This window comes from Streptomyces sp. NPDC046870 (assembly GCF_040704595.1).
Classification (GTDB): Bacteria; Actinomycetota; Actinomycetes; order Streptomycetales; family Streptomycetaceae; genus Streptomyces; species Streptomyces argyrophylli.
This window is the reverse complement of the sequence record NZ_JBEYXM010000006.1, coordinates 127,885-150,643: the sequence shown is the minus strand read 5'-3', so window position 1 is coordinate 150,643 and position 22,759 is coordinate 127,885. Positions and strand designations below refer to the sequence as shown.

At 73.9% G+C, this 22,759-nt stretch carries 22 protein-coding genes and 1 tRNA gene; 10 read left to right on the top strand and 13 right to left on the bottom strand.

Annotated features, from left to right (window positions below; translation table 11 throughout):
* Nucleotides 1–2: 2 nt before the first annotated feature.
* Together AB0946_RS16100 and AB0946_RS16095 are read right to left on the bottom strand one after the other, a co-directional pair.
* A complete protein-coding gene (locus AB0946_RS16100) occupies nucleotides 3–791 on the bottom strand; it encodes a ferritin-like domain-containing protein (protein ID WP_366761224.1) in 789 nt (262 codons plus the stop codon).
* An 841-nt stretch (nucleotides 792–1,632) separates the two neighbouring features.
* Complete coding sequence (locus AB0946_RS16095; protein WP_366761223.1) at nucleotides 1,633–2,688, bottom strand: LLM class F420-dependent oxidoreductase; 1,056 nt, start codon at nucleotides 2,686–2,688, stop codon at nucleotides 1,633–1,635.
* Nucleotides 2,689–2,943: 255 nt separating this feature from the next.
* Between AB0946_RS16095 and AB0946_RS16090 the strand changes: the two genes are divergently transcribed.
* Both AB0946_RS16090 and AB0946_RS16085 read left to right on the top strand, forming a co-directional pair.
* The gene (locus tag AB0946_RS16090) at nucleotides 2,944–3,927 is read left to right on the top strand and encodes an aldo/keto reductase (RefSeq protein ID WP_366761222.1); all 984 of its coding nucleotides are present in this window, start codon (nucleotides 2,944–2,946) and stop codon (nucleotides 3,925–3,927) included.
* On the top strand, nucleotides 3,924–6,182 hold the full coding sequence (locus AB0946_RS16085) for a helix-hairpin-helix domain-containing protein (RefSeq protein WP_366761221.1): 2,259 nt from the start codon (nucleotides 3,924–3,926) through the stop codon (nucleotides 6,180–6,182). Before AB0946_RS16090 ends, AB0946_RS16085 begins: the two co-directional genes overlap by 4 nt.
* A 125-nt stretch (nucleotides 6,183–6,307) precedes the next feature.
* On the opposite strand, the gene AB0946_RS16080 is transcribed toward AB0946_RS16085, so the two are convergent.
* Nucleotides 6,308–7,012, bottom strand: coding sequence for a hypothetical protein (locus AB0946_RS16080; RefSeq protein ID WP_366761220.1), 705 nt, complete (start codon nucleotides 7,010–7,012; stop codon nucleotides 6,308–6,310).
* 47 nt (nucleotides 7,013–7,059) lie between these two features.
* On the opposite strand from AB0946_RS16080, the gene AB0946_RS16075 reads away from it, so the two are divergent.
* Nucleotides 7,060–7,248, top strand: a complete 189-nt coding sequence (locus AB0946_RS16075; RefSeq protein ID WP_014671721.1) for a DUF5703 family protein — start codon at nucleotides 7,060–7,062, stop codon at nucleotides 7,246–7,248.
* A 75-nt stretch (nucleotides 7,249–7,323) separates the two neighbouring features.
* Here the strand turns inward: AB0946_RS16075 and AB0946_RS16070 are convergent, their stop codons facing one another.
* From AB0946_RS16070 to AB0946_RS16060, 3 genes are all read right to left on the bottom strand, one after another.
* A complete protein-coding gene (locus AB0946_RS16070; protein ID WP_366761219.1) occupies nucleotides 7,324–8,157 on the bottom strand; it encodes a chaplin family protein in 834 nt (277 codons plus the stop codon).
* Nucleotides 8,158–8,274: 117 nt separating this feature from the next.
* Complete coding sequence (gene chpH / locus AB0946_RS16065; protein WP_014671723.1) at nucleotides 8,275–8,508, bottom strand: chaplin ChpH; 234 nt, start codon at nucleotides 8,506–8,508, stop codon at nucleotides 8,275–8,277.
* A gap of 162 nt (nucleotides 8,509–8,670) precedes the next feature.
* Nucleotides 8,671–9,996 (bottom strand): M20/M25/M40 family metallo-hydrolase, encoded by a 1,326-nt coding sequence (locus AB0946_RS16060; protein WP_366761218.1) that lies wholly within the window; start codon nucleotides 9,994–9,996, stop codon nucleotides 8,671–8,673.
* Between the two features lie 212 nt (nucleotides 9,997–10,208).
* Between AB0946_RS16060 and AB0946_RS16055 the strand changes: the two genes are divergently transcribed.
* A tRNA-Leu gene (locus tag AB0946_RS16055) sits at nucleotides 10,209–10,296 on the top strand.
* 62 nt (nucleotides 10,297–10,358) lie between these two features.
* Nucleotides 10,359–12,086: a DNA polymerase/3'-5' exonuclease PolX gene (polX, locus tag AB0946_RS16050; protein ID WP_366761217.1), complete on the top strand. Its 1,728-nt coding sequence runs from the start codon at nucleotides 10,359–10,361 to the stop codon at nucleotides 12,084–12,086.
* A 3-nt stretch (nucleotides 12,087–12,089) separates the two neighbouring features.
* Here polX and AB0946_RS16045 read toward each other — a convergent pair whose 3' ends face one another.
* Genes AB0946_RS16045 through AB0946_RS16035 form a run of 3 tightly spaced genes read right to left on the bottom strand, consistent with a single transcriptional unit; the run spans nucleotide 12,090 to nucleotide 14,842 of the window.
* Nucleotides 12,090–13,208, bottom strand: a complete 1,119-nt coding sequence (locus tag AB0946_RS16045; protein ID WP_366761216.1) for a CapA family protein — start codon at nucleotides 13,206–13,208, stop codon at nucleotides 12,090–12,092.
* A gap of 9 nt (nucleotides 13,209–13,217) precedes the next feature.
* Nucleotides 13,218–14,522 carry a phosphoribosyltransferase family protein gene (locus tag AB0946_RS16040; protein ID WP_366761215.1) on the bottom strand — a complete coding sequence of 435 codons (1,305 nt, stop codon included), beginning with the start codon at nucleotides 14,520–14,522 and terminating at the stop codon, nucleotides 13,218–13,220.
* 11 nt (nucleotides 14,523–14,533) lie between these two features.
* Nucleotides 14,534–14,842: a dsRBD fold-containing protein gene (locus tag AB0946_RS16035; protein ID WP_366750727.1), complete on the bottom strand. Its 309-nt coding sequence runs from the start codon at nucleotides 14,840–14,842 to the stop codon at nucleotides 14,534–14,536.
* A 173-nt stretch (nucleotides 14,843–15,015) separates the two neighbouring features.
* Here AB0946_RS16035 and AB0946_RS16030 point away from each other — a divergent pair, with 173 nt between their 5' ends.
* Complete coding sequence (locus AB0946_RS16030) at nucleotides 15,016–15,393, top strand: YchJ family metal-binding protein (protein WP_366761214.1); 378 nt, start codon at nucleotides 15,016–15,018, stop codon at nucleotides 15,391–15,393.
* A gap of 45 nt (nucleotides 15,394–15,438) precedes the next feature.
* Here AB0946_RS16030 and AB0946_RS16025 read toward each other — a convergent pair whose 3' ends face one another.
* Nucleotides 15,439–16,140, bottom strand: coding sequence for a FadR/GntR family transcriptional regulator (locus AB0946_RS16025; RefSeq protein WP_225811073.1), 702 nt, complete (start codon nucleotides 16,138–16,140; stop codon nucleotides 15,439–15,441).
* A gap of 139 nt (nucleotides 16,141–16,279) precedes the next feature.
* Here AB0946_RS16025 and AB0946_RS16020 point away from each other — a divergent pair, with 139 nt between their 5' ends.
* The 4 genes from AB0946_RS16020 to AB0946_RS16005 are packed head-to-tail and all read left to right on the top strand — an operon-like array spanning nucleotide 16,280 to nucleotide 20,050.
* Entirely contained in the window at nucleotides 16,280–16,807 is a 528-nt protein-coding gene (locus tag AB0946_RS16020; protein ID WP_366761213.1) for a gluconokinase, read from the top strand.
* A gap of 39 nt (nucleotides 16,808–16,846) precedes the next feature.
* Complete coding sequence (locus AB0946_RS16015; protein WP_366761212.1) at nucleotides 16,847–18,244, top strand: gluconate:H+ symporter; 1,398 nt, start codon at nucleotides 16,847–16,849, stop codon at nucleotides 18,242–18,244.
* Between the two features lie 10 nt (nucleotides 18,245–18,254).
* Nucleotides 18,255–19,016 carry an SDR family oxidoreductase gene (locus tag AB0946_RS16010; RefSeq protein ID WP_366761211.1) on the top strand — a complete coding sequence of 254 codons (762 nt, stop codon included), beginning with the start codon at nucleotides 18,255–18,257 and terminating at the stop codon, nucleotides 19,014–19,016.
* A 14-nt stretch (nucleotides 19,017–19,030) separates the two neighbouring features.
* Nucleotides 19,031–20,050 carry an L-idonate 5-dehydrogenase gene (locus AB0946_RS16005; protein WP_366761210.1) on the top strand — a complete coding sequence of 340 codons (1,020 nt, stop codon included), beginning with the start codon at nucleotides 19,031–19,033 and terminating at the stop codon, nucleotides 20,048–20,050.
* Nucleotides 20,051–20,086: 36 nt separating this feature from the next.
* Here AB0946_RS16005 and AB0946_RS16000 read toward each other — a convergent pair whose 3' ends face one another.
* From AB0946_RS16000 to AB0946_RS15990, 3 genes are all read right to left on the bottom strand, one after another.
* On the bottom strand, nucleotides 20,087–20,713 hold the full coding sequence (locus AB0946_RS16000) for a cytochrome b/b6 domain-containing protein (protein ID WP_366761209.1): 627 nt from the start codon (nucleotides 20,711–20,713) through the stop codon (nucleotides 20,087–20,089).
* Nucleotides 20,697–21,437, bottom strand: coding sequence for a molybdopterin-dependent oxidoreductase (locus tag AB0946_RS15995; protein WP_366761208.1), 741 nt, complete (start codon nucleotides 21,435–21,437; stop codon nucleotides 20,697–20,699). Before AB0946_RS15995 ends, AB0946_RS16000 begins: the two co-directional genes overlap by 17 nt.
* A 98-nt stretch (nucleotides 21,438–21,535) precedes the next feature.
* Nucleotides 21,536–22,543, bottom strand: coding sequence for a hypothetical protein (locus AB0946_RS15990; protein WP_366761462.1), 1,008 nt, complete (start codon nucleotides 22,541–22,543; stop codon nucleotides 21,536–21,538).
* Nucleotides 22,544–22,759 lie beyond the last annotated feature (216 nt).

Sequence of the window (22,759 nt, the reverse complement as noted above, 5' to 3'; positions counted from 1 at the left end):
GCTCAGGCGAATTCGGGGGCGGATGCCGCCGGTCCGCCGAGGGCGTCGCGGCGCGCGGGCGCGGCGAGGGTGACCATGCGGTGCCAGCCGGCGAGGCGTTCGTAGGCGTACACGGCGTGGATGCCGGCCGCGAGCAGCGCGGACCTGGCCCTCGGCCAGCGCAGGATACGGCCCATGCGGGCCATGACGGCGAGGCTGACGTCCCGGTGGACGCGGATCTCGGTGAGCGCGCACGCGCGCAGGGTGCGCTGGATCAGCCGGCCGTGCCCGGCGGCGGCCAGGCGCAGCAGTTCCTCGTGGGTGTAGGCGAGGTGGTTGACCTCGTCCTCGGAGATGACGCGGACGGCCTTTCCGATCTCCGGGTGGTCGGCGAAGTGCGTCCGGAGCAGGCCCAGCTGTTCGGCGGCACGCTGTTCGGTGACCCGGCTGTGCGCGAGGTAGACGACGACGTCCCGCACGGTCAGCGGCTCGTCCCGGCGGAGCTTGTCGTGGGCGAGGCCGATGCCGTGCCGCTCCAGGAGCATGGTGTAGTCGGTCTCGGCCGGGACGGGGACGGGCGTGAGGCCGCGCTTCTTCAGCAGGGCGGCGAAGATGCGCCCGTGCTTGTCCTCGTCGGCGCCGTGCCGGGCGATCTTGGGGGCGAGCGCGCGTTCGCCCTCCGGCACCAGCGCGGCGATCCGCCCGTTCTCCCAGCCGCCCTGGGCCTCCCCGCTGGCGGCGATGGAGCAGAAGAGCCGGAAGGACTCGTCGTTGTCGAGGATCTCCTGGAACACGCTCTTGGCCGACAGCATGGCGGGCCCCTCTCAGCAGCTCCACCGGACTCCGCGAGAACGGACCCCGCGGACAACGAGTCAAGTGCGGCCGGAAGGGGGCCGCAACAGGGCTGGGGACGCACTGACCCGAACGGGGGACGGGGCCCGCCGGGCGGGGCGCCGGGGATGACTGCGAGATGCCGGGGCCGGTGGCCGGGGCGGGGCGGGGACCGGCTGGCCCGGGGTGGGGCGGCGGGTCCGTGCGGGGCGGCCGAGGCGTGGCGGGGCGAGTACCGGTAGAGGCTGGCAGGGGCGTGTACCGGCGGAGGCCGGCGGGGGCGGGTTCCGGTGGAGGGGTGACGGGGTGGTGCGGCCGGAGTCCCGGCAGGACGAGTACCGCTGGAGCCGTGGCGGGGCGAGTGCCGGCGGAAGCGTGGCGGGGCGTACCACTGGAGCCGTGTGAGGGGGCGTGCCGCCGAGCCCTGACGGCGCTTGCCGCTGAAGCCGTGGCGGGGCGGGGACCGGCTGGCCCGGGGTGGGGCGGCGGGCCCGTGCGGGGCGGCCGAGGCGTGGCGGGGCGAGTACCGGTAAAGGCTGGCGGAGGCGTGACGGGGTGGTGCGGCCGGAGTCCTGGCAGGACGAGTACCGCTGGAGCCGTGTGAGGGGGCGTGCCGCCGAGCCCTGACGGCGCGTACCGCTGAAGCCGTGGCGGGGCGAGTGCCGGCGGAGATCGGGGGGCGCATGCCGGCGGAGCCGTGTGTCGCTGGAGGCGGGGAAGTGCGGGGTGTGGTCGTAACCGGGCGGTGCCGAGCGCGTTGTTCACGGTGACGGCCGTGGCGGGGAAGACCCCCGAGCCCCCACCACGGCCGCTGACATCCCCTTACGCGAGTCCGGCGCGCTCCAGGGCCTCGCTGCCGGCCCGCAGGGAGGCGATCCGCTCCTCCAGCGTGAAGCCGGCCGGGGCCAGGCTGAGGGTGGTGACCCCGGCGGCGGCGTAGGCCTTCATCCGGTCGGCGATGCGGTCGACCGAGCCCAGCAGCGTGGTCTGGTCGATGAGGTCGTGCGGGATCGCCGCCGCGGCGCCCTGCTTGTCCCCGGACAGGTACTTTTGCTGGATCTCGGCGGCCTCCTTCTCGTACCCCATGCGCTGCGCGAGCTTGTTGTAGAAGTTCTGCTTGGCGCTGCCCATGCCGCCGACGTACAGCGCGGTGTACGGCCTGAAGGTGTCGGCGAGCCTGGCCACGTCCTTGTCGTCGCCGACCGCGAGCGGCAGGGTCGGGCACACGTCGAAGCCGTCCAGCGTCAGGCCCGCCTTCTCGCGGCCGGCGCGCAGGTGGGTGATCGTGGTCTCCTCCAGGTGCTCGGCGGAGGGGAAGATCAGCAGCGCGCCGTCGGCGATCTCGCCGGTCTGCTCCAGGTTCTTCGGGCCGATCGCGGCGATGTAGAGCGGGATGTGCTCGCGCTGCGGGTGCACGGTCAGCTTGATCGGCTTGCCCGGGCCGCCCGGCAGCGGCAGCGTCCAGTGCTCGCCCTCGTACGTCAGCCGCTCCCGGCTCATCGCCCTGCGGACGATCTCCACGTACTCCCGCGTACGGGCGAGCGGCTTGTCGAACGTGACGCCGTACCAGCCCTCGGAGACCTGCGGGCCGGAGACGCCGAGCCCGAGCCGGAACCGGCCGCCGGAGAGCGAGTCGAGCGTGGCCGCGGTCATCGCGGTCATCGCGGGCTGCCGGGCCGGGATCTGGAAGATGGCCGAGCCGACGTCGATGCGCTCGGTCTGGGCGGCGACCCAGCTGAGCACGGTCGCGGCGTCGGAGCCGTAGGCCTCGGCGGCCCAGCACACCGCGTAGCCCAGCCGGTCGGCCTCCTGCGCCACGGCCAGGTTGTCGCCGTCCATTCCGGCACCCCAGTAGCCGAGGTTGATCCCGAGCTGCATGGCCGAATCCCCTTACCCATGAGTAACGTCCCTGTGCGGCAGACCTTAGCGCGGGGGCGGCTGCCGGGGGCAGGGTGCCCGGCTTCGGCGATCGCCCGGTCGTTCGCCGGTGGTCCCCCGGTGGGTTCCCCGGCGGCCCGTGCGCCGCGGGCCGGCGGGGGCCGGTCACGCGGGTTCCCGGGCCCCTCGGCGCGCTCCGGACGGGTTGTCCACAGGCAACCCACCGCACCGGTTCTGGCCAGTAATCTCGCGGTCATGGAGCAGAGGCATCTCGGCCGGACCGGCCTGCGCGTGTCCCGGATCGGACTCGGCACCCTCACCTGGGGCCGGGACACCGACGAGCACGACGCCGCGGACATGCTGAAGGCGTTCTGGGAGGCCGGCGGCACCCTGGTCGACACCGCGGACGTGTACGGCGACGGGGAGGCGGAGTATCTGCTGGGGCAGCTCATGGACGGGCTGGTGCCGCGCCGTGACCTGGTCGTCTCCACCAAGGCGGGCAGCGTGCCCGACCCCGACCGCCGCTTCGACGGCTCCCGCGGCCATCTGCTCGCCGCGCTCGACGCCTCCCTGGCCCGCCTGGGCACCGACTACGTCGACCTGTGGCACGTCCACGCCTACGACCCCGACACCCCGCTGGAGGAGACGCTCCACGCCCTCGACCTCGCGGTCGGCAGCGGCCGGGCCCGGTACGCGGGGGTGTCCAATTTCTGCGGCTGGCAGCTGGCCAAGGCGGCCACCTGGCAGCTCGCCGCGCCGGGCGTCCGGACCCGGCTGGCCAGCACGCAGATGGAGTACTCGCTGCTGCAGCGGGGCGTGGAGCGGGAGGTGCTGCCCGCCGCGCTCGACCTCGGGGTGGGCCTGCTGCCCTCCTCCCCGCTCGGCCGGGGCGTGCTGACCGGCAAGTACCGGCACGCCACTCCCCCGGACTCGCGCGGCGCCTCCGAGCATCTGGCGCCGTTCGTGGAGCCGTACCTGGACGACACCGCGACCCGCATCGTGGACGCGGTGACGACGGCGGCCGACGGGCTCGCGGTCACCCCTCTCCAGGTGGCCCTCGCCTGGGTGCGGGACCGGCCCGGGGTGGCCGCGCCGATCGTCGGCGCGCGCAACGCACAGCAGCTCACGGCGGCGTTGTCAGTGGAGGCCCTTAGTCTTCCTGACGAGATCTGCCGGGCGCTGGACGATGTGTCGGCGCCCGTGCACCGCTATCCCGATCACGACTGGAGCACGCTGTGAGCACGGAGCCGGAGACCACGGAGGAAGCCGGGCCGGGGACGCCGGACACACCGGGGACCACGGAGCACGGCACCGACGGGGCCGTCACGGCCGGGGACACGACCGGCACGGGTGCCGCCGGCGACCCGGGCGCGGCGGATGCGGCCGGCGAACCGGACGCGGACGATGCCGGTGACGGGGCCGACGGCGGCGAGGATGCCGGCTCTGGCTCCGAGGGTGGTGAGGCTGGTGCCGCCGCTGCCGGGCTGTCCGAGGCGGAGGCCGAGTTGGCCGCGCAGCGGGTCGAGCGGGAGCGGATCGAGCGGCGCAAGGCCGAGAAGACGGCCCGGATCGACAGCGGCGCCAAACTCAGCGGCACGGCGGCCGACCTGCTCGCGGCGGTCCGGGCCGTGGAGAGCGGCGAGAAGCCGGCGACCACGGCGTTCGCGGAGCCCGCACCGGCACCGCGCCGCCCCGCACCGGAACCGGTGCGCAGGCCCCAGCCGGCCCCCGCCCCGGTCGCGCCCGGCGGTCCCGCTCCGGAGACCGTCGACGCCGTGCGCCGCGTGCTGACCGAGGGCGGCGCGCCCGATACCCTGGCCCCCCAGGCCGCCGCGGCTCTCGGCGAGGGCGCCGGCACCGCGCTGCGGGAGGACCCCTGGCAGCTGCTCCGGGTCGCCGGCGTACGCCCCGACCAGGCCGACGGCTTCGCCCGGGCGCTGCTCGGCGCGGCCTGCGGCCCGGACGACGAGCGGCGCGGCCGCGCGCTGACCGTCTGGCTGCTGGAGCAGGCGGCCGTGGCCGGGCACACCGCCCTGGAGCTGTCCACGCTCACCGCGGCGCTCGGCAAGCAGGGCGTGCCCGACCCTGACGCGGCGGTGCAGGGCGCGCTCGCCGAGGGCGAGGCACTGGTGTTCCAGGACGCCTTGGAGGAGCCCGGCGCCGCCGCGCCCCCGGCGGACGACGAGGACGCCGACGAGGAGCGGGAGCGGCCGGTCCGGGTCCTCGTCGGCCTGGAGCGGTACGCGCTGGCCGAGGAGAGCCTCGCGGACGGTCTGGCCCGGCTGGTCAACTCGCTGGGGAAGGAGCCGGGGCAGGCCTGGGAGGCCACCGCGGCCGGATTGTCCGGCGGTGCGGCCGAGCTGGCCCGCGCCGTCGCCGGGCACGGCCTGGTGCTGCACACCGGCGGGGAGGCGGCCCGCGCCGAACCGGCCGCGCTGCTCGGCGCCGCCCGTGCGGCGGGCCTGCGGGCCTTCGCCGCCTGCCACACACCGGACGGGAGCCGTCGCCTGGCCGAGCGGCTGGGCGGGGAGGCGGCGGAGCACGGCGTGGGCACGGTCGCGGGGCTGCTGTCCGGTGCCGAGGGTCCGGGCCGCGACGCGGACGGCGCCCTCGCACTCGATCTGCTGATCGTGCCGGACGCGCCCCAGCTGGACGTGGAGAGCGCCGCGATGCTGGTGGAGTCGCTGCCCGACGGTGCGCGGCTGCTGCTCGGCGGTGACCCCGGGGTGCTGTGGTCGGCCGGTCCGGGCCGTGTCTTCGCCGATCTGCTCGCGGCCCGTGCCTTCCCGCAGATCGCGTCCCGCGTCCCCGACCCCGGTCCGCTCGGCGAGCTGGTCTCCGGCATCGGCGTCGGTGAGCTGAACCAGGTCGCCGCGCCGGGCAAGGAGATCGTCATCGTGCCGGTGCGGGACGCGGGCGAGGCCGTGCACCGGACGGTGCAGCTGGTCGCGGACTCGGTGCCACGGGCGATCGGTGTCCCGGCCGACCAGACCGTGGTGATCACCCCGGGCCACGGCGGCGCCGCGGGCACCCGCGCCCTCAACGCCGTCCTGAAGGAGCGCCTGAATCCCGGCCCCGGCCGGTTCGGCGGCTTCGACCCCGGCGACCGGATCGCCTACTCCCCCGCGCCGGGACGCACCGTGCCGGGTGTGGTGGTGGGGGCCGACGCCGACGGGCTGCACCTGTCCTGCGCCGGCGCCCCCGTCGTCGTACCGCGCGAGCGGGTGGACGGCAGCGTGCGGCACGGCTGGGCGCTGACCGCGCACCAGGCGGTGGGCACCCGCTGGCCGGCGGCGGTGGTCGTGCTGCCCGGGGACGCCGCGCAGGCCCTCAGCCGCCCGTGGGTGTACACGGCGTTCGGCCGGGCGGAACGGCACCTGTCCGTCGTGCAGGGCGTGGAACAGGCCCTGCCGAAGGCGGTGGCGGAGGTTCCGCCCAAGCCGCGCACGACCCGCCTGCAGACGCTGCTGCGCGCGCAGGTCCCGGCGGCCTGACTCTTCGTCCGCGCGCCTTCCTCGGCAGGCCTGCCCCGCACAGGTCCTCGCCAGGGCGGCGGATTGCGGCGGTGCCGTACCGGCCCCAGGCCCACGGCACCGCCGCCCCGGTCACGTCCGTCCTGTCACTTCTCGGCGTTGATCGGCTCCAGCTCCCCGTCCCCGTCCTCTTCTTCCTCTTCCTCGTCCTCGTCGACGAAGTCGATGTCGTCCTCGTCGTCGGAGACCTCGTCGTCGAACACCGCGCTCACGTCGAAGCGGCACACCACCTGCTGCGGATCGATGTGTTCGAACGGCGCCTCCAGCCACTCCCCGGCCTCGGGCGGCTCCTCGGCAGCGGTGACCCAGAGCGTGGAGTCGCCTTCCTCAAGGCCGAACTCCTTGTGCCGTGAGGCGATCTCGTCCGGTTCGAACTCGCCGAAGAGGACGCCCAGTGCCCCCGGGACCGTCCCGGCGGCATCGTCTTCGTCCACGGCGTCGTATTCCGCCGCCTCGACCCGCTGGGCCTGCGCCAGCAGCCGCTGGGGTTCCGCCACGGTGTAGTCGCGGCGGATCAGCACACTGATCGCGTTCGGCTCCGGGCCGGCGTACGGCGGCAGCGCTTCGTCCGCGCTGGGGATCTCGAAGGGGGTGACCTCGTCGTAGCGGTCGTAGAGCAGTTCGTCGTACGCCTCGGCGGCAGCGGCCAGCTGGTTGAACGCCTCGGACACGGCCGGGTCGTCCTCCCCCGACCTGCGTTCGACCGCGGCGAGATGACGGTCGAGCGCGGTCTTGACGGCCTCGGCGGCGGCGCGTACCTCGGCAGCGGTGGGCTGCGCAGCATCAGACATAGTGCAGACGCTATCCGTACCGGGCACCAGCCCGCACAATAGATGCGATGCCGGAATACGAATTTGTCGACGTGTACGTGCCTCGCGGGGTCTCCCGCAAGGAGGCCACACGTCTGCTGACGGACCATGCCGAGTACGGACACTGGGAGTTGGACCGACTGAGCCTGTTGCGCGACGGCAGCCGCAGAGTGCGGCTGCGCCGGCGGATCATCCGTCAGGTGCGCGCGACATGGTGAGCGTGATCACAGGATGAGGGTGGACAGGTGAACGGAGCGGGCCCGCCGGCACGGCAGGGCCCGCTCCGTTCCGCGTCACGCCCCGGCGCGCGCCTTGCGGTAGAGCACCGCGCCCGCGAGCAGCGCGCCCGCGCCGGCCGGCAGGGCGATGCCGAGCGGCACGTCACTGCCCGTGTGGGCGAGCTGGGCGGTGTCCAGGGGCCGGCCGGAGCGGCCGACCTGGGTGCTGACCTGGGACGTACCGTGCGTCCCTGAGCCGCCCGTGCCGGTCCGGGTGCCGGTGCCGGGGTGACCCGGGTTGCCGGGCTTGCCGGGGTGACCCGGCTGCCCCGGATTACCGGGCTGCCCGGGGTGACCCGGCTCACCAGGCTGCCCCGGATGACCCGGCTGCCCAGGCTCACCGGGGTGGCCCGGCTGCCCGGGATGCCCCGGGTGCCCAGGATGCCCCGGCTTCCCGGGCGGATTGCCGTGCCCGCCCTCGTCGGCGCAGTCGTTCCCCACCGCGGCGTTCCCCGCCCCGATGACGTCGACGCTGTTGCCGCACACGTTCACCGGGACGTCGATCGGCACCTGCACGGTGTTGCCGGAGCCGACGCCCGGGGAGCCGCCGGTGTGGCCGCCCGCGTGCGAGCCGCCGGAGCCGCTGTGGTGACCCCCCGGGGCGCCGCCGTGGTCGGCGCACCTGTTGCCCACCGACGGGTTCAGGAGCCCGACGACGTTCACGGTGTTGCCGCAGATGTTCACCGGCGCGTGCACGGGCGCCTGCACCGTGTTGCCGGACAGTACGCCGGGTGAGCCCCCGGCGGAGCCCGCCGCGCCCGAGTCGGCGTGTGCGTAGCCGCCCGCGGCGGCGATGACGCCGGTCGCGGCGGCCATGGTCATCAGGCTCTTGCGCGTGCCCTGTCGCATGCTGGATTCCCCCCTGCCTTCCATGTCTTCGATCCTCAAAGACCGTTCGGCCCCGGAGCGCATGGCGCGCGCTCCGGGGCCGACGGCTCGTAAAAGACGCCCCTCAGGGAGCCGGCGTCACTTGTTGACGCAGGCGTTGCCGAAGGCGGGGTTCAGGAGCCCGATCACGTTGATCGTGTTGCCGCACACGTTCACCGGGACGTGCACGGGCACCTGGATGACGTTGCCGGAGACGACGCCCGGGGAGTGCACGGCGGCACCCTGGGCACCGGAGTCGGCGACGGCCAGGCCCGCGCCCGCGAGAACCAGCCCACCGGTGGCAGCCGCAGCAGCGACGACCTTCTTGATCATTCTTCCTCCTAGTTGGCAATGCGACCCCAAGGCGCGGGGTCACATCAGATGCAACGAGGAGGGGCTGATGAAGCTACGAGCCTATCGTCGCATTCACCCTTCTCAGTCGATCTCGTACGGCTGCCCGATTCCCGCTGTGCGCGCCCCGGGCGGGGGTCCGGCTCACGAGGCGTCGATGAACCGGTCGAGCACGCGGACGCCGAACCGCAGGCCGTCCACCGGCACCCGCTCGTCCACGCCGTGGAACATGCCGGCGAAGTCGAGCTCCGGCGGCAGCTTGAGCGGTGCGAAGCCGAAGCCGCGGATGCCGAGGTCGTCGAACGACTTGGCGTCGGTGCCGCCGGACAGCATGTACGGGATCGCCTTGGCGGTCGGGTCCTCCGCGAGCAGCGCGGCCTGCATCGCCTCGACCAGGGCGCCGTCGAAGGTGGTCTCGACGGCCTTGTCCGCGTGCACGTCCTCGCGGCGGACCTTCGGGCCGAGCAGCCGGTCGAGGTCGGCGAGGAACTCCTCCTCGTGGCCGGGCAGGAACCGTCCGTCGATGTGCGCGGTGGCCTCGCCCGGGATGACGTTGACCTTGTAGCCGGCGGTCAGCTGGGTGGGGTTGGCGGTGTTGCTCAGGGTCGCGCCGATCAGTTTGGCGATGCCGCCGAGCTTGGCGAGCGTGGACTCCATGTCCTCCGGGTCCAGCTCGGTGCCGAGCGCGTCGCCCAGTTCGTCGAGGAAGGCCCGGGTGGTCTTGGTGACCCGTACGGGGAACTTGTGCCGGCCGACCCGGGCGACGGCCTCGGACAGCTCGGTGATGGCGTTGTCGCGGTGGATCATCGAGCCGTGCCCGGCGGTACCGGCCACGGTCAGCTTCATCCAGTGCATGCCCTTCTCGGCCGTCTGGATCAGGTAGAGCCGCCGCTGGTCGTTCACGGTGAAGGAGAAGCCGCCGACCTCGCTGATCGCCTCGGTCACGCCCTCGAACAGCTCGGGGTGGTGGTCGACCAGGTAGCGGGCGCCGTACGTGCCGCCGGCCTCCTCGTCGGCGAGGAACGCGACGACGACGTCCCGCGGGGGCCGGCGCCCGCTGCGCAGCCGGTCGCGGACGACCGCCAGCGTCATGGCGTCCATGTCCTTCATGTCGACGGCACCGCGTCCCCACACGCAGCCGTCGGCGATCTCGCCGGAGAACGGGTGGTGGGTCCAGTCGGCCGCGTTGGCCGGTACGACGTCCAGGTGGCCGTGGATGAGCAGCGCGGGCCGGGACGGGTCCTCGCCCTCGATGCGGGCCACCGTGGAGGCGCGGCCGGGGTGCGACTCGTAGATCTTCGGCTCCAGCCCGACCTCGGCGAGCTTCTCGGCGACCCACTCGGCGGCCTTGCGCTCGCCGGGGCCGGAGTGGTCGCCGTAGTTGCTGGTGTCGAACCGGATCAGCTCGCGGCAGAGGTCCACGACCTCGTCCTCGCCGGTGACGGTCCTGGTCGTGTCCGTCTCGCTCACGCTGCTTCCTCCCACTGTCACTGCTGGTGGTCCCTGTCATCCTCTCTCCGGTGCCGCCCCGGGCCCAAGACCGGTCCCGGCCCGTCACACGCCGTTCACGCGCGGCCGGCCCGGAGACCGGGGGTGATCAGGCACCCTCGAAAGCCTGGTAATGTTTCCTTCGTCGCCGCGAGGGAGACCCCACCGGGGAAGCCTCGCACGACAGACACCTTGTCCGGGTGGCGGAATGGCAGACGCGCTAGCTTGAGGTGCTAGTGCCCTTTATCGGGCGTGGGGGTTCAAGTCCCCCCTCGGACACCAGTGAGGCCCCTGCTCGGCAGGGGCCTTTCGCGTCCCCCGGCGCCGCTTCCTAGAATCGAGGGGTGGCCCGTCGCAACGACGAGGTCGAGGCGCTCCTGAAGGAGTACGCCGATCTCGTCGCGATCACCGGAGGCGACGCGTTCAAGGCGCGCGCCTACGAGAAGGCTGCGCGGGCGATCGGCGGTCATCCGGTGGACGTCTCGACGCTGGACGCGGACGGGCTGCGGGAGATCCCGAACGTGGGCCGGTCGATCGCCGAGAAGGTGGCCGAGTATCTGCGCACGGGCACGATGGCCGTGGTGGAGGAGCGCCGGGCGAGGATCCCGGCGGGGGTGCGGGAGCTGATCACGATCCCGACCCTCGGGCCGAAGAAGGCGCTGCGGCTCTACGAGGACCTGCACATCTCCTCGGTGAGCGAGCTGGCAGCGGCCATCGAGGCGGACGCGCTGGCCGATCTGAAGGGCTTCGGCGAGAAGACGCAGGAGAACATCAGGCACGGTATCGAGCTGCTCCGGCGGGCGGATGCGCGGGTGCCGCTGTCGGTGGCGCTGGCCACCGCCGAGGAGATCGTCGCCGAGCTGTCCGCCGTGACGGGCTGCGAGCGCTGCGGGTACGCCGGTTCGCTGCGCCGGATGCGGGAGACCGTCGGCGACCTGGACGTGCTGGTCTCGGCGCGGCGGTCGGCGCCGTTCATGGAGGCGCTGTGCGAGCTGCCGGTCACCGCGGAGGTGATCGCGCGGGGCTCGAAGAAGACGTCGGTGCGCACCGGCAAGGGGCTCCAGCTGGATCTGCGGGTGGTGCCGCCGGAGTCCTGGGGCGCCGCGCTGCAGTACTTCACCGGGTCCAAGGCGCACAACATCCGCACCCGGACCATCGCCGTGCACCAGGGGCTGAAGCTCTCCGAGTACGGCGTGTTCGACACCGACAGCGGGGAGTCGGTCGCGTCCCGCACCGAGGAGGAGGTGTACGCGCGGCTCGGTCTGCCGTGGATCCCGCCGACGCTGCGCGAGGACCGCGGGGAGATCGAGGCGGCGCTGGGCGACGGGCTGCCCGGGGTGGTGACGGAGCGGGACATCCGCGGCGACCTGCACACGCACACCGATCTCACGGACGGTCTGGCCCCGCTGGAGGCGATGGTGGAGGCCGCCGCCGAGCGCGGTCACGCGTACTACGCGGTCACCGACCACGCGCCCAACCTGTACATGCAGCGCATGACGGACGAGAAGATCCTCGCCCAGCGCGAGCGGGTGCGGGAGCTGGACGGCACCCGGCGCCGGATGCGGCTGCTGCACGGCACCGAGCTGAACATCGGTCCGGACGGGGAGGTGGACTGGCCGGAGGAGTTCCTGGCCGGTTTCGATCTGTGCGTGGCCTCGCTGCACTCCCACTTCGACCTGGACCGGGCGGCGATGACGCGGCGGCTGGTGCGGGCCTGCGAGCATCCGTGCGTCAACATCATCGGGCATCCCACGACCCGGCTGATCGGCAGGCGGCCGGGGGTCGACGCCGACTGGGACGAGGTGTTCGCGGCCTGCGCGCGCACCGGCACCGCGCTGGAGGTCAACGCCCAGCCGGACCGGCTGGACCTGGGGGACGAGGACATCCTGCGGGCCAGGGAGCACGGGGTGAAGTTCGCCGTGAACACCGACGCGCACTCCGTCCCGCACCTCGGGCAGTTGCGCTACGGGGTGGCGACCGCGCAGCGCGGCTGGCTCACCGGGGAGGACGTGATCAACACCTGGACGCTGACCCGGCTGCGGAGGTTCCTGCGCAAGGGCGGGCGTCGCTGAGGGTCAGCGCAGCGGCCGTACCGTGAGCGTGCCGTCCCCGCCGTCCTCGACGCGGGTGCCGAGGGCGCGGGCGTGCCCGTCGAGGACCGTGCGCAGCCAGGCGGTGTCCTCGGCGCGGGCGTGCTCCAGGCGCAGCCGGCGCGCCTGGAAGGGCACCATCCGCAGACCGGTGAGCCGGCCGGTGCCGGGCTCGACCGAGACGAGGTGCAGCAGCCGCAGGTCGTCGCGGTAGCGCTCGTGGCCGCCGATGCCCTCGTAGTCGTCGACGAGGTCGCCGCAGCCGTACAGGACGAGCCGGTCCCGGTAGACCTCCGGTGGGCGCGGGTGGTGGGAGGAGTGCCCGTGGACGACGTCGACGCCCGCGTCGATCAGCGCGTGGGCGAGGCGGACCTCGTCGCGGGAGGCGCGGTAGCCCCAGTTGGGGCCCCAGTGGACGGAGGCGACGACGAGGTCGCCGGGCCGCCGGCCGGTGCGCCGCAGGCGGTCGGCGAAGTCCCTCGCGGCGGCGGGGGCGGGCGCGGTGAGGAGGGCCACGCCGGGGTGTCCGGCGGTGGCGGCCCAGCTGTGCGGGATGCCGCTGGACGGCATGCCGAAGGCGAAGACCAGGACGCGTCCGCCCGGCCGCAGCGGGACGGTCGCCGGGCGCCAGGCGGCGTCCGCGTCCGGGCCCGCCCCGGCGGTGCGCAGCCCGGCGGCGGCGAGGGAGCCGAGGGTCTCCGCGAGGCCAAAGGACCCGAAGTCGAGCACGTGGTTGTTGGCGAGGACGCAGACGTCGGGCCGGACGGCGGCGAGGCAGGGCAGGTTGGCCGGGTGCATCCGGTAGTGGACGCCCTTGCCGGGTGCGAAGTCGCCGTCCCGGGTGACGGCGGTCTCCAGGTTGACCACGCGTACGTCCGGGGCGGCACGCTCCAGGAAGGGCAGCGCCTCGCCCCAGGGCCAGGCGGGGTGCACGGGCCGGGGTACCGGTCCGTTCGCGGCCTCCGCCAGGGCGACGTAGTCGCGGGCGTCGCGGAGGTAGTCCTCGCGCAGGGCCGGGTCGCCGGGGTGCGGGAGGATCTGGTCGACGCCCCGGCCGAGCATGACGTCGCCGGCGAGGAACAGGGTGACGGTGTTCTCGCCCATGGCGCGGGGCTACACGTGCGCGGGTGCCATGTGGTCCGTGAACCAGTCACGTGCCAGCTCGGTCACCCGTTCCAGCGTGCCGGGCTCCTCGAAGAGGTGGGTGGCGCCGGGGACCACCTCCAGCCGGTTCTCGCACCTGAGCTGTGCCTGCGCGTCCCGGTTGAGGGCGAGGACGTGCTGGTCGGCGCCGCCGACGACGAGCAGGGTGGGTGCGGTCACCGCGGCCAGCCGGGGTCCGGCGAGGTCGGGCCGGCCGCCGCGGGAGACGACGGCGGCGGGCCGCGCGTCGGGGTCGGCGGCGGCCCACAGGGCGGCGGCCGCGCCGGTGCTGGCGCCGAAGAAGCCGACGGCGAGGCCCTCGGTGCCGGGTTCCTCGCGCAGCCAGCGGGTGGCGTCCAGCAGCCGTCCGGCCAGCAGGGCGATGTCGAACACGTTGCCCCGGTCGGCCTCCTCCGCGTCGGTGAGCAGGTCGAACAGCAGGGTGCCGAGGCCGGCCCGGTGCAGCCCCTCGGCCACGAACCGGTTGCGCGGGCTGTGCCGGCTGCTGCCGCTGCCGTGCGCGAAGGCAACGACCCCGGTGGCGTCCTCGGGCAGGGTGAGCCGTCCGCCCAGCCGGACGCCGCCGGCGGTCACCGTCACCTCCCGGTCGGTGGAGCCGGCGCCCGCGGTGTGCCGGTGGCGGCCGGCGGCCCGGCGCAGACAGGCGGTGACCTCCTCGTCGTCGACCTGGGCGAAGTCGGCGTAGAACTGGCCGACCGCGGCGAAGTGCCAGGGGGTGTCGAGGCAGACCAGTTCGTCGGCGTCCCCGCCGAGGCGCCGGGCGAAGTCCCGCGGGGCCACGGGGACGGCCAGCACGATGCGGGCGGCGCCCCGGGCGCGCACGGTCCGGCAGGCGGCCCGCGCGGTGGAGCCGGTGGCCACGCCGTCGTCCACCACGACGGCGGTCCGGCCGGCGACGGAGACGGCGGGCGCGGCGCCGCGGTAGCGCGCGGCCCGTTGCCCCAGCACCCGGCGCTCGCGTTCCTCGACGCGGGCGAGGTCCTCGGTGGAGACACCGGTGCCGCGCAGCACCTCCTGGTTGATCACGCGGACGCCGTCCTCGCCGATCGCCCCCATGCCCAGCTCGGGCTGGTACGGCACGCCCAGTTTCCGCACCAGGCAGACGTCCAGGGGCGCGTCGAGCGCCGCGGCGACCTCGGCGGCGACCGGCACCCCTCCCCGTGGCAGTCCGAGCACCACGACGTCCTGGCCCCTGAGGTACCCCAGGCGTTCGCCCAGTCTGCGTCCCGCTTCGAGGCGGTTCGTGAAGTGCACGGCGGGCTCCTTCACTCCCGTGGCTGCCAGAGCGGCGCCGGGGCCTCCGTGTCGGCGGCTCCGGTCGCCTTCATGTCGCCGTCGGCGGCACGCAGCAGCAGGCGTCCCATGGCGATGAGCGCACGCCCGGCGGCGAGTTCGTCGCCGATGTCCGGCATCGCCCGGTCGTAGGGGTTGCGGCGGGCCTCCGCGTGGCTCTCCAGGACGTTGTCGCCGGTGTCGAGGATGATCCGGGCCGTGGTGTCCGGATCGTGCTCGGACAGGTACAGGTTCAGCCGCCATTCCTTGACGGCGGGACGGCTGTTCATGGGTCCGGTCATCGTCCGCCACCTCGCTCCGCGGACCGTGCCGCGACGGGCCGCCGGCCGTGTGACGGTCCATCGTGGCTGGTCGCGCAGTTCCCCGCGCCCGTGAGGGGCGCTCCAGTCAGGCACTTCCACTGTGCACCCGACCCGCTGCGGACGCCTCCCCTGCCGGGGGCAGAATGTGGGCCATGACCTCGCGCACCTGCCCCTGCGGCCTCCCCCGGTCCTACGACGCCTGCTGTGGCCGCTTCCACGCGGGCGCGGCGGCCGCGCCGACGGCCGAGCTGTTGATGCGCTCGCGGTACAGCGCGTTCGTCAAGGGGGACGCGGGGTACCTGCTGCGGACCTGGCATCCGCGGACCCGGCCCGCGCGGCTGGACCTCGACCCGCGGGTGCGGTGGACGGGGCTGGAGATCCTGGACACCGCCGACGGGTCCGCCTTCCACGGCACCGGCACGGTGACGTTCCGGGCCTCCTACCGGGGCGGGTCGCTGCACGAGCGGAGCCGGTTCGAGCGGGTGGACGGGGCGTGGGTGTACGTGGACGGGGACTTTCCGGGCGAGTAGCCCGGCCGGGGCCCGCGAGCCCGGCATGATCCGAACGAGAGGCCCCTAGGGCGCCAGGATGTCCAGTTCCTGGAGGGCGCCGACGGTGATCTGCCGGGTCAGCTCCTGCGCGCGGGGCGCGTCGCCCGCGCGGACCGCCTCGGCCACCTGGACGTGCAGGGTGACGGCCGCCGGGTCGGGGTCCTCGAACATGACCTCGTGATGGGTGCGGCCGGCCAGCACCTCGGCGACGACGTCACCGAGGCGGGCGAACATCTCGTTGCCCGAGGCGGTCAGGACGACCCGGTGGAAGGCGATGTCGTGGACCAGGTACTTCTCCAGCTTGTGGCCGCGTGAGTTGGCCACCATGCCGAGCGCGCACTCGGTGAGCTCGGCGCACTGCTCGGCCGTGGCGTGCTGCGCCGCGAGGCCGGCCGCGACGGGTTCGACAGCGGAGCGCAGCACGGTGAGGGAGCGCAGCTGGTGCGGGCGGTCGGCGCCCGCCAGGCGCCAGCGGATGACCTGCGGATCGTAGACGTTCCACTCGGCCCTGGGGCGGACGGTGACGCCGACCCGGCGGCGGGACTCGACCAGGTGCATGGATTCGAGCACGCGGACCGCCTCGCGCATCACGGAGCGCGACACCTCGAAGTGCTGGGCCAGCTCGTCGGTGCGCAGCACGCTGCCCGGCGGGTACTCGCCCGCCGTGATCGCGGGGCCGAGGGTGTCCAGTACATGGCCGTGCAGCCCCCGGCCCGGTGTGCTCATGCACTCAGCGTACGGCGTGGATCACAGCGACAAAAAGTCAGACTTATACGTCACAGACTCTTGAATTCGTCGTACCTAATGGGTTTCAGTGTGGCGACGCCGCAGTGGCGTCGATGTCGAGGAAGACAGCGAGGCAGTGATGCGAACCCCCCAGGTCGTCGTCGTGATGGGCGTCGCGGGGACGGGCAAGACCACGATCGGTCCCTTGCTCGCCGCGCGGCTGGGCGTGCCGTACGCCGAGGGCGACGACTTCCACCCCCAGGCCAACATCGACAAGATGTCGGCCGGGATCCCGCTCGACGACGCCGACCGGTGGCCGTGGCTGGAGGCCATCGGGCACTGGGCGCACGGCCGGGCCGGACTGGGCGGGGTGGTCAGCAGCTCGGCGCTGAAGCGGTCGTACCGCGACCGGCTCCGGGCCGTGGCCCCCGGGGTCGTGTTCCTGCACCTGACGGGCGACCGGCAGCTGATCGAGGAGCGGATGTCGCAGCGCCAGGGGCACTTCATGCCCACCGCGCTGCTGGACTCCCAGTTCGCGACGCTCCAGCCCCTGGAGCCGGACGAGGCGGGAGTCGCTGTGGACGTCAGCGGCAGCCCCCAGGAGATCACCGAGCGCGCCGTACAGGCACTCGGCCTGCTTCCCGACACCGCGGGCACCGCTCAGTAGCGCCCGTCAGAACACCCCCGTAACCGCAAGGGAACCCCCGTGACCAGACTCAGCGTCGAGATGCTGGCAGCGGACGCGCCTCCGCCGATCACCTCCGCAGGACACGCCCAGTTGGGCATAGCCGTCCTGGTGGGCATCGCCGTCATCGTCCTGCTCATCACCAAGTTCAAGCTCCATGCCTTCCTGGCGCTGACCATCGGGTCGCTGGCGCTCGGGGCGGTCGCCGGGGCGCCCCTCGACAAGGCCATCACCAGCTTCACCACCGGACTCGGCTCCACCGTGGCCGGCGTCGGCGTCCTGATCGCGCTCGGGGCGATCCTGGGCAAGCTGCTCGCCGACTCCGGCGGTGCCGACGAGATCGTGGACACGATCCTCGCCAAGGCCGGCGGGCGCGCCATGCCCTGGGCGATGGTGCTGATCGCCTCCGTGATCGGCCTGCCCCTGTTCTTCGAGGTCGGCATCGTGCTGCTGATCCCGGTCGTGCTGATGGTCGCCAAGCGCGGCAACTACTCCCTGATGCGCATCGGCATCCCGGCGCTCGCCGGTCTGTCCGTGATGCACGGCCTGATCCCGCCGCACCCCGGCCCGCTGGTCGCCATCGACGCGGTCAAGGCCAACCTGGGCGTGACCCTGGCGCTGGGCATCGTGGTCGCCATCCCGACGGTCATCATCGCCGGACCGCTGTTCTCGAAGGTCGCGGCCCGCTGGGTGGACGTGCCGGCGCCCGACCGGATGCTGCCGCAGCGCGCCTCGGAGGAGCTGGAGCGCCGTCCGGGCTTCGGCGCGACGCTCGCCACCGTGCTGCTCCCGGTGGTCCTGATGCTGGCCAAGGCGCTGGTGGACATCGTCATCGACGACGCCACGGACACCACCCAGCGCGTCTTCGACGTCGTCGGCTCCCCGCTGATCGCGCTGCTCGCCGCCGTGATCGTCGGCTTCTTCACGCTGGGCCGGCCCGCCGGGTTCACCAAGGACCGGCTCCAGCAGACCGTCGAGAAGGGCCTCATGCCCATCGCCGGCATCCTGCTGATCGTGGGCGCGGGCGGCGGCTTCAAGCAGACGCTGATCGACTCGGGCGTGGGCCAGATGATCCTGGACATCTCCAAGGACTGGTCGATCCCGGCGCTGCTGCTGGCCTGGCTGATCGCGGTGGCGATCCGGCTGGCGACCGGCTCGGCGACGGTGGCGACGGTCTCGGCGGCCGGCCTGGTCGCGCCGCTCGCGGCCGACATGTCGACCACGCACGCGGCCCTGCTCGTCCTGGCCGTCGGCGCGGGCTCGCTGTTCTTCAGCCATGTCAACGACGCCGGTTTCTGGCTGGTGAAGGAGTACTTCGGGCTGAGCGTCGGGCAGACCGTGAAGACCTGGTCGGTGATGGAGACGATCATCTCGGTGGTCGCCGGCGGTCTGGTCCTGCTCCTCTCCCTGATCATCTAGGAGTACGGCGATGACGGCTCACCCCCTCTTCGACATCAGCGGCCGCACGGCCCTGGTCACCGGGTCCAGCCGGGGCATCGGCCTCGCGCTGGCCCGGGGCCTGGCCGAGGCCGGCTGCACGGTGGTCCTCAACGGGCGCGACGCGGGCCGGCTGGCCGAGGCCGCCGCGGGCCTTCCCGGCGAGGTGCGCACGGCGGTGTTCGACGTGACCGACGGTCCGGCCGTGGCCGCCGGCATCGCGGACGTCGAGGAGCGGGTGGGCCCGCTCGACATCCTGGTCAACAACGCGGGCATGCAACTGCGCGCCCCGCTGCTGGAGTTCGCGGACGCCGACTGGCACCGCATCCTGGACACCAACCTCACCAGCGCCTTCCTCGTCGGCCGGGAGGCCGCCCGGCGGATGACGGCACGCGGCCACGGCAAGATCGTCAACATCTGCTCGCTGCAGAGCGAGGTCGTCCGGCCCGGCATCGCGCCGTACGCGGCGACCAAGGGCGCGCTGAAGATGCTCACCAAGGGCATGTGCGCCGACTGGGGGCCGTACGGCGTCCAGGTCAACGGCCTCGGCCCCGGCTACATCGAGACCGAACTGACCCGGCCCCTGGTGGCGGACGAGGAGTTCAGCGCGTGGGTGCGCCGCCGCACCCCGGCCGGGCGCTGGGGCCGTACCGAGGACCTGGTGGGCGGGCTGCTCTTCCTGGCCTCGCCCGCGGCGGACTTCGTCGGCGGGCAGGTGCTGTACGTCGACGGCGGCATGACGAGCGTGCTGTGAAAGGGGCGGCGGGCGTGCTGGGGTGTGTGATCCACGGGGCGGGCGAGCTGCGGGTGGAGGAGCTGACGCCCCCTCGGCCCGCGCCCGGCGAGGCGCTGGTGGCGGTCAGGTACGGCGGGGTGTGCGGGTCCGACCTGCACTACTGGCGGCACGGCGGGGTCGGGGACTTCCGGCTCCGCGAGCCCATGGTGCTCGGGCACGAGGTGGTCGGCACGGTCGTGTCCTACGGCCCCGGGGCCACCGGTCCCGCCCCGGGTACGGCCGTCGCCGTGCACCCGGCCACGCCGTGCGGGACGTGCCCGGAGTGCGCCGACGGGCGGGCGAACGTGTGCCGCGACACGCGCTATCTGGGAAGTGCGGCGCGCTTTCCGCATGTGCAGGGCGGGTTCGCGGGGCAAGTGGCGGTTCCCGCAGTCCAGTTGAGGGCGCTGCCGGACGGGCTCGGGCTGCGCCGGGCCGCGCTGGCCGAGCCGCTGTCGGTGGCGCTGCACGCGGTGCGGCGGGCCGGGGAGGTGGCCGGACGGCACGTCCTGGTCACCGGGGCCGGGCCGATCGGGTGCCTGGTCGTCGCGGCGGCGAAGGCGGCGGGCGCGGCACGGGTGACGGTGACCGACCTGCTGCCCGAGGCACTGGGGTACGCGGCCGTCGCCGGGGCCGACACGCTGGTGCGGGCCGACGATCCGGACGACCCCGGCTGGCCGGCGGAGGTGGACGTGGCCGTGGAGGCGTCCGGGGTGGCCGCCGGTCTGGACACCTGTCTGCGGCGGGTGCGGCGCGGGGGCGTGGTCGTCCAGCTCGGGATGCTGCCGGCCGGGCGGACGCCGTTCGCCGGGAACCTGGTGGTGAGCCGGGAGATCGAACTGCGGGGCGCGTTCCGGTTCGACGCCGAGTTCGACGAGGCGCTCGAACTCCTCGCGGCCCGGGGCGAGTTCGACGGCCTGGTCAGCGCTGTGGTTCCGGTGCGGGAGGCCGAGTCCGCGTTCGCGCTCGCCGCTGACCGGGAGCGGTCCTGCAAGGTGCTGCTGGAGTTCTGAGGGCGCTCGGGGAAACGAGCCGTCGGTGTTCCGGCGTCACGGGCGCCACAGGGAGTGCTCCCTGCGCGCCCACTCCCCCGTCACCGTCCCCGTCCGCAGTCCCCGCCTCGCCTCCGGGTCCCCCAGGGCCATGCCGATGTGGCCGGCCAGGACGACGCCGATCGTCAGGGCCAGCCAGTCGTGGACGAAGGTCGCCGAGGTCCGCCACATCAGCGGGGTGAGCCGGGTGAACCACATCATCAGGCCGGTGCCGAGCATGACCAGGGTCGCCCCGGCGATCCAGGCGGCGTAGACCTTCTGGCCGGCGTTGAACTTGCCCGCGGGACGCGATGCGGGGCGCCGGTCGCGGCGCAGCGCGGCACGCAGCCAGACCCGGTCGTGCGGGCCGAAGCGGTTCAGGAAGCGCAGGTCGGCACGGAAGGCGCGGGAGGCCAGGCCCAGCAGGACCGGCACCGGCAGCGCGAGCCCCGCGCATTCGTGCACCCGGACGACCAGTTCCCGGCGGCCGACCAGGACCGCCAGCTGGGGGATGTAGAGGAAGGCCGCGGTCACCACGCACACGCCCATCAGCGCGGCCGTCGCGCGGTGCACCCAGCGTTCGGCGCGGGTGAAGCGGTGGACGCGGGCGCTCGGCGGGGCCGGGGTCTCAGCTCGTAGGCTCATCGTCGCGTCCGTTCGAGCGGCCGACCCAGGCGTCGACGTCGTAGCCGAGGTTCTCCCAGTAGCCCGGCTCCACCCGGTCGGTGACGGTGATGCCGGAGAGCCACTTCGCGGACTTGTAGAAGTACATGGGGGCGACGTAGAGGCGGACCGGGCCGCCGTGGTCGTGGCCGATGTCCTTGTCCTGCATGCGCAGGGCGACCAGCACGTCCGGACGGCGCGCCTGGCCGAGGGTGATGCTCTCGGTGTAGGTGCCGTCGAAGCAGGTGAAGCGGAGGGCCCTGGCGGAGGAGCGGACGCCCGCCGCGTCGAGCAGGTGGGACAGGCGCACGCCCTCGAACGGAGTGCCGGGGACCCGCCAGCCGGTGACGCACTGGACGTCCTTGACCAGCCGGGTCCGCGGCAGGGCGCGCAGCTCGTCGAGGGTGTAGCCGCGCGGGTGGTCGACCAGGCCGTCGATGGTGAGGCGGTAGTCCGCGGCGGTCCTGTGCGGCACGGAGGCGGCGACGGAGTAGTAGCGGAAGCCGCCGCCGTTGGGCAGCAGACCGGTCAGGCCGGTGGGGTCCTTGCCGGCGACGCCGCCGAGGAATCCCTCGACGCCGCGTTGCAGCGCGGGTGCCGCGGCCACGCCGAGCGCGCCCAGGCCGAGGGTGCCGAGGAAGACGCGGCGGCCGATGGGCCTGCCGTCCCGCTCGTGCGCCTGTTCCTCGGATCGTTCAGCGTTCACGTGTTCATTCGAGCACTCGGGGCCGCGAGGGGCCAGGCGTTCGGGCCACTGGTCAGATTTCCGTAACCACTTCTTACGTGCACCGCTTCTTCCGTACGTCACTTAGTGCGTGGGTCGCTTGTCGTGTACGGCGCCCGGGCCCCGGTGTCTCCGTGCCCGAGCGCGCGGGCGCGGGCCGTCCGGAAGGCCGCCAGGGGGTCGGGGTGCGCGTACGACCAGGGCGCAGGGGTGGCGTGTGCGCCGATCCGCTGGAAGAGGGCCGCCGCCTCGGCCGGGCGGCCGGCGCAGGACAGGGCGAACGCGAGGTGGTTGAGGTCCACGTGGCGGCGCGGGTGCTCGTCGTGCTCCCACTCCAGCCACCAGTCGAAGCAGGCGCGCAGGATGCGCCGGGCGCGCGGGCCGGACCAGTGCCCGCAGGCGGCGGGGCCGGCGGGGGCGAGGCCGGTGGCGGCGAGGACCCGGTGGCGTTCGGCGTAGGCGACGACCGGCAGGACGGCCAGCGGGGAGTCGGCGGGGGCCTCGGCGGCGGCCAGCTCGGCGACGTCGTACACCTCGTGGGCCTCGGCACGGCCGCCCGCGGGTCGTTCGGCGAGGCGGGCGACCAGCAGGTGGTGGGCGTGGTGGTGCTCGGGGTGACGGCGGCGCAGCTCGGCGAAGACGGCGAGCACCTCGCGCTCCGGGCCCAGGGCGCGGGCGAGCAGCAGCCGGCCGAGCCAGGGGGTGGGGTCGTCGGGGACCAGCGCGGCGGCCGTGTCGCACGCCTCGCGGGCCCGGCCGGGTTCCTCCTCGCCGCACACGGCGCGGTGCACCAGGGCCAGGGCGAGCAGGGTGGTGGCGTCGGCGGAGCCGGGTTCGGCGGCCAGCCAGTCGGTCGCCCAGGCGGCGGAGCGGGCGTCCTGGGCGAGCGCGGTGAGGCGGTGGCCGCGGCGGTCCCAGTCGTCCCCGGTGTGCACCAGCAGGGACCGGGCGGCCTGCCGCCGGCCCTGGGCCAACGCGTCCCGCGCGGTGCGCAGTTCCGCGTCGTCGAGGGCGGCGTCGAAGGCCCCGGAAGCGTCACCGGCGGTCTCGCCGGGCGGTTCCGTGGGGGCCCGGCGAGCGCCGAGCAGGGGCGGGAGAGGGGACACCGCGTGACTTCCTGTTTCTCGGGCTGCCATCGACCGATCACGCACAGCAAACCCCCAGCCAAGGGCGACGTCAAGCGGAACGGCGGTGATGCGAGCTTCAACTTCCCTTCCTGAAACGGAACTTGATCGTCCCGACGCAGGTGGGCCCGGTCACGGCCGCCTGGGCCGGGAATGTTCCTGTGGCGTATGCCATCTCGT

Bases quoted from the DNA above. Each gene is read 5' to 3' on its own strand.
- AB0946_RS16100 (WP_366761224.1), bottom strand. From the start codon at position 791: ATGCTGTCGGCCAAGAGCGTGTTCCAGGAGATCCTCGACAACGACGAG.
- AB0946_RS16095 (WP_366761223.1), bottom strand. From the start codon at position 2,688: ATGCAGCTCGGGATCAACCTCGGCTACTGGGGTGCCGGAATGGACGGC.
- AB0946_RS16090 (WP_366761222.1), top strand. From the start codon at position 2,944: ATGGAGCAGAGGCATCTCGGCCGGACCGGCCTGCGCGTGTCCCGGATC.
- AB0946_RS16080 (WP_366761220.1), bottom strand. From the start codon at position 7,012: ATGTCTGATGCTGCGCAGCCCACCGCTGCCGAGGTACGCGCCGCCGCC.
- AB0946_RS16075 (WP_014671721.1), top strand. From the start codon at position 7,060: ATGCCGGAATACGAATTTGTCGACGTGTACGTGCCTCGCGGGGTCTCC.
- AB0946_RS16070 (WP_366761219.1), bottom strand. From the start codon at position 8,157: ATGCGACAGGGCACGCGCAAGAGCCTGATGACCATGGCCGCCGCGACC.
- chpH (WP_014671723.1), bottom strand. From the start codon at position 8,508: ATGATCAAGAAGGTCGTCGCTGCTGCGGCTGCCACCGGTGGGCTGGTT.
- AB0946_RS16045 (WP_366761216.1), bottom strand. From the start codon at position 13,208: ATGGGCGAGAACACCGTCACCCTGTTCCTCGCCGGCGACGTCATGCTC.
- AB0946_RS16035 (WP_366750727.1), bottom strand. From the start codon at position 14,842: ATGACCGGACCCATGAACAGCCGTCCCGCCGTCAAGGAATGGCGGCTG.
- AB0946_RS16030 (WP_366761214.1), top strand. From the start codon at position 15,016: ATGACCTCGCGCACCTGCCCCTGCGGCCTCCCCCGGTCCTACGACGCC.
- AB0946_RS16025 (WP_225811073.1), bottom strand. From the start codon at position 16,140: ATGAGCACACCGGGCCGGGGGCTGCACGGCCATGTACTGGACACCCTC.
- AB0946_RS16020 (WP_366761213.1), top strand. From the start codon at position 16,280: ATGCGAACCCCCCAGGTCGTCGTCGTGATGGGCGTCGCGGGGACGGGC.
- AB0946_RS16010 (WP_366761211.1), top strand. From the start codon at position 18,255: ATGACGGCTCACCCCCTCTTCGACATCAGCGGCCGCACGGCCCTGGTC.
- AB0946_RS16000 (WP_366761209.1), bottom strand. From the start codon at position 20,713: ATGAGCCTACGAGCTGAGACCCCGGCCCCGCCGAGCGCCCGCGTCCAC.